The sequence below is a fragment of the Streptomyces sp. YS-3 genome, from assembly GCF_045257485.1.
Taxonomy (GTDB): Bacteria; Actinomycetota; Actinomycetes; order Streptomycetales; family Streptomycetaceae; genus Streptomyces.
Genome location: NZ_JBJHPC010000627.1, coordinates 1 through 3,969, shown reverse-complemented (window position 1 = coordinate 3,969; position 3,969 = coordinate 1). Strand labels below are relative to the sequence as shown.

The following is a 3,969-nucleotide window of genomic DNA, read 5'->3' as shown; positions in this document are numbered from 1 at the left end:
CACCCGCACCGCCCCCGCCACGCCCAGGGAGACCCCGTGATCCGCGTACTGCTCGCCGACGACCAGTCCCTGGTGCGCGCCGGATTCCGGGCGCTGCTCGACGCCCAGCCGGACATCGAGGTCGCGGGCGAGGCCGCCGACGGCGAGGAGGCGGTGCGCCTGGTGCGCGAACTGCGGCCGGACGTCGTCCTGATGGACATCCGTATGCCCCTGCTCGACGGGCTCGCCGCCACCCGCCGGATCACCGGCGACGCGGAGCTGGACGCGGTGAGGGTGGTGATGCTGACGACCTTCGAGCTCGACGAGTACGTCTTCGAGGCGATCCGCGCCGGGGCCTGCGGCTTCCTGGTCAAGGACACCGAGCCGGAGGAGCTGCTGCGGGCCGTACGGGCGGTGGTGGACGGGGACGCGCTGCTCTCGCCGGGGGTGACCCGGCGGCTCATCGCCGAGTTCGCCGCCCGCTCCAAGGAACCGGCCACGGCCGCGCGCCTGGGCGAACTGACCGAGCGGGAGCGGGAGGTGATGGCCCTGGTCGGGATCGGGCTGTCCAACGCGGAGATCGCGCGCCGCCTGGTCGTCAGCCCGCTCACCGCCAAGACCCACGTCAGCCGCACCATGGTCAAGCTGGGGGCCCGCGACCGGGCCCAACTGGTGGTACTGGCCTATGAGTCGGGCCTGGTGCGGCCGGGCTGGCTCGGCTGAGGGCGGGCGCCGTCGCCCGCGTACGAGAAGCGCCACAGGACGTGCACGGTCCGCCCGACGAAGGCGAGCACGGCGGCAGCCGTCCCGGCCAGCAGCAGCAGCCCCCGTGCCGGATGGCCCAGGCCGAAGAGGAAGACGGGTCCGGCGACGACGCCGAAGGCGAGCAGGGCGCCCAGTGAGGCGGTCACCACGGCGTACATGATCTCCACAGTGACGGCGTCGCGTTCGCCCTGGCTTCGGTTGCTCATGACAGCAGTCTTCACACAGATGCGGCCGACGGGCAAGAAGCACCCGTCGGCCGCACCCGCCCCCGTGGCGGCGTCAGTCGCCGACGGCGACCTTCGCGGGCTCCTGTGCGGCGGCCGGCTCCTGGGCCGCTCCGGCCACGACCAGCGTCCGCCGGTCGGGCTTGGCGCGCAGTCCGGTCAGGGTGACGAGGAGACCGGCGAGCGCGATGCCCGTCACCACGATCAGACCCGGCCGGAAGCTGTCGAGCAGGTCCTGCCGGGAGTCGCCCCGGTCGCCCGCGGTGATCACGGCCGTCACCACGGCCAGGAAGATCGCGCCGCCCACCTGGATGGAGGTGTTGAGCAGGCCCGAGACCATGCCCTGCTCGCTGTCGTCCACGCCGGTGGTGGCCTGGATGTTGAGGGAGGGGAAGACGAGCGCGCAGGCCGCGCCGAGCAGCAGCATCGACGGCAGGATGACGGCCGCGTACTGCGGGGTGAGGCTGATGCGCAGGAACAGGGCGTACGCGAGGACCAGCGCGCCGAAGCCGATGGCGATGACGCGCGGGGTGCCGAAGCGGTCGACGACCGCCCCGATCTTCGTCGAGGAGAGGGCGACCAGCACACCGGCGGGCAGGAAGGCCAGCGCGGTCTGGAGCGCGGTCCACTGGAGCACCGACTGCATGTACTGGGTGACCATGAACTGGAAGCCGACGTAGGAGCCGAAGAAGGCGGCGGCGCCCAGCTGGGTGCGGACCTGGGTGCCGGAGCGCAGTACGCCGAGCCGGATCAGCGGGCTCGTGGCGCGCTGCTCGATCCGCACGAACGCGGTGAGCAGGAGGGCGACGGCGAGGAAGGACAGCAGCGTACGGGCGGAGGCCCAGCCGGCCTCGGGCGCCTGGACGACGGTGTAGACGAGCAGCAGCATCGAGCCGGTGCCGGTGATGGCGCCGGGCACGTCGTAGTGGCGCTTGCCCTCGCCGCCGGGGCTGCGGGGGATGAGCTTGAGACCCGCGACCAGGGCGATCACGGCGACCGGCGCCGGGAGCAGCATGGTCCAGCGCCAGCTCAGCTCGGTGAGCAGACCGGACAGGACCAGGCCCATCGAGAAACCGGTGGCGGCGCAGGTGGTGTAGATGGAGAGCGCGCGGTTGCGCTGCGGGCCCTCCTTGAACGTCGTGGTGATGATCGACAGGCCGGCGGGGGCGGTGAAGGCCGCGCTGAGGCCCTTGATGAAGCGGCTGGCGATCAGCAGCGGTCCGGAGTCGACGAGGCCGCCGAGCAGCGAGGCGACCGCGAAGACGCCGAGCGCGATGAGGAACACCTGGCGGCGGCCGAGCAGGTCGGCCGCCCGGCCGCCGAGGAGCAGCAGGCCGCCGTAGCCGAGGATGTAGCCGCTGACGATCCACTGGAGCGTCGAGGTGGTGAGGTTCAGATCGGTCGCGATCGAGGGCAGGGCGACGCCGACCATGGAGACATCGAGCGCGTCCAGGAACATCGCGGCGCAGAGCACCAGCAGGGTGCCCCACAGCCGCGGGCTCCAACGCTCTTGAGTGGACTGGACGTTGAGCGGAGAGGTCATGCGGAGCAGACTACATGCGCATGCATCGAGTGCAAGTGCATTTAATTCCGGTGCAACAAAGTGCGTCATTTCTGCTAACGTGCGGCCATGGCGGCAAGGAAGTCCGAGCGCATGCTGGTGGACGAGTGGCGCGGCATCCTCGCGGTGCACGCGCGGACTACGTGCGAACTCGATCGTGAGCTGCATCCGTACGGAATCGGAGCGAGCGACTTCGAGGTGCTCGACGTGCTCGTCGAGGGGTGTGCGGAGGACGGCGGTACGGCGTTCCGCGTCCAGGACCTCGCCTCGCGCGTCCATCTGAGCCAGAGCGCCCTGTCCCGCCTGATCGGCAGGCTGGAGAAGGAAGGCCTGGTCACGCGCGGGATGTGCAGCGAGGACCGGCGCGGGGTCCGGGTCATGATCACGGACCGGGGCCGGGCGCGGCACACCGACGTACGCCCCCTCCAGCGCGCGGTGCTCGCCAAGATGCTGGCGGACCGGCCCGCGTAACTGCCCGCGGTACGGCGGCGGGGCCACGGCCGACTATGCCGTGACCCCGTACGAAAACGGGTCAGCCCCAGGTGATGGCGGACTTCTCCCGCCACAGGCCGGCGAGCGACGCGTCGCCCGCGACGGTGACGCGGGAGAGCGGCAGCCGGTTCCACAGCGCCAGATACAGGTCGTAGGCGGAGCCGCCGAGCTCGCAGTCGGCCGGACCGTCGTCGTCCCGGACCGTCAGCGGCACCCCCTCCGAAAGGCGCACCGTCCACACCGCGTCCGCGTCCGCCGCCCGGACACGCAGGGTGCGCGGCGTCGAGGTGCGCACCCGGCTCTTCTCCCGGCCGTGGAAGGCGAGGAGGAGTTCGTCGATGCCGTCCACGGCGAACTCCGGGTCCGGCGCGGTGAAGTCGCCGCCCCGGGCCGACTCGGCGTCCGCCCGGTGGACGGCCGTCTCGTGTGCCTGGCGGCGGGCCCAGAACGCCAGCGGGGAGGGCGCGGGCATGAACTGCCAGCACTCCAGGTCCTTCGGCGCCGCGCTCAGCGCGTCGACGAGCGCGCGGTGGCCCTCGCCGAACCAGTCGATCAGTTCCCGGCCGTCCAGAGCGGGCTCCGCACCGCTGGGGTGGAAGGCGGTGTGGCCCTCGGTGATGTACGAGGCCGCCCAGCGGTGCACCGTGCCGGTGTGCCGCAGCAGATCCCGTACGTGCCAGTCGGGGCAGGTCGGCACGGGCGCGTCGGTGCCCGCCGTCCCGGCGGCCAGGGCCAGCAACCGGCCCTCGCGGTCGAGGGCGTTGATGAGGTCAGCGGTGTCCATGGCGGAATTCTGCCAGGGGGACGGTCGGATGAGCTGATCTTTATTCCTGGCGGCAGCCACCCGCGCCGGGCGGCCGGGACGCGGGGCCGCCGCCTGGAGGGCGCCCGGCTGTGTGGCCGCGCTGTGGGAGGCGGCCCGGCTGTGGGGCTGCGCTGCGGGGCGCC

Annotated in this window: 5 protein-coding genes; 2 read left to right on the top strand and 3 right to left on the bottom strand. The window is 72.3% G+C overall.

What is annotated here, in order from left to right:
• The first annotated feature begins 36 nt into the window (after positions 1 to 36).
• A complete protein-coding gene (locus tag ACJA3G_RS32125; RefSeq protein WP_406556564.1) occupies positions 37 to 702 on the top strand; it encodes a response regulator in 666 nt (221 codons plus the stop codon).
• On the opposite strand, the gene ACJA3G_RS32120 is transcribed toward ACJA3G_RS32125, so the two are convergent.
• Positions 663 to 950, bottom strand: a complete 288-nt coding sequence (locus ACJA3G_RS32120; protein WP_406556563.1) for a DUF6332 family protein — start codon at positions 948 to 950, stop codon at positions 663 to 665. The genes ACJA3G_RS32125 and ACJA3G_RS32120 overlap by 40 nt on opposite strands.
• Before the next feature lie 73 nt (positions 951 to 1,023).
• Positions 1,024 to 2,511, bottom strand: a complete 1,488-nt coding sequence (locus tag ACJA3G_RS32115) for an MFS transporter (RefSeq protein WP_406556562.1) — start codon at positions 2,509 to 2,511, stop codon at positions 1,024 to 1,026.
• Between the two features lie 87 nt (positions 2,512 to 2,598).
• Between ACJA3G_RS32115 and ACJA3G_RS32110 the strand changes: the two genes are divergently transcribed.
• On the top strand, positions 2,599 to 3,000 hold the full coding sequence (locus ACJA3G_RS32110) for a MarR family winged helix-turn-helix transcriptional regulator (RefSeq protein WP_406556561.1): 402 nt from the start codon (positions 2,599 to 2,601) through the stop codon (positions 2,998 to 3,000).
• A 61-nt stretch (positions 3,001 to 3,061) separates the two neighbouring features.
• On the opposite strand, the gene ACJA3G_RS32105 is transcribed toward ACJA3G_RS32110, so the two are convergent.
• Entirely contained in the window at positions 3,062 to 3,805 is a 744-nt protein-coding gene (locus tag ACJA3G_RS32105; protein WP_406556560.1) for a maleylpyruvate isomerase family mycothiol-dependent enzyme, read from the bottom strand.
• Between the last annotated feature and the right edge of the window lie 164 nt (positions 3,806 to 3,969).

Bases quoted from the DNA above. Each gene is read 5' to 3' on its own strand.
- ACJA3G_RS32120 (WP_406556563.1), bottom strand. From the start codon at position 950: ATGAGCAACCGAAGCCAGGGCGAACGCGACGCCGTCACTGTGGAGATC.
- ACJA3G_RS32115 (WP_406556562.1), bottom strand. From the start codon at position 2,511: ATGACCTCTCCGCTCAACGTCCAGTCCACTCAAGAGCGTTGGAGCCCG.
- ACJA3G_RS32110 (WP_406556561.1), top strand. From the start codon at position 2,599: ATGGCGGCAAGGAAGTCCGAGCGCATGCTGGTGGACGAGTGGCGCGGC.
- ACJA3G_RS32105 (WP_406556560.1), bottom strand. From the start codon at position 3,805: ATGGACACCGCTGACCTCATCAACGCCCTCGACCGCGAGGGCCGGTTG.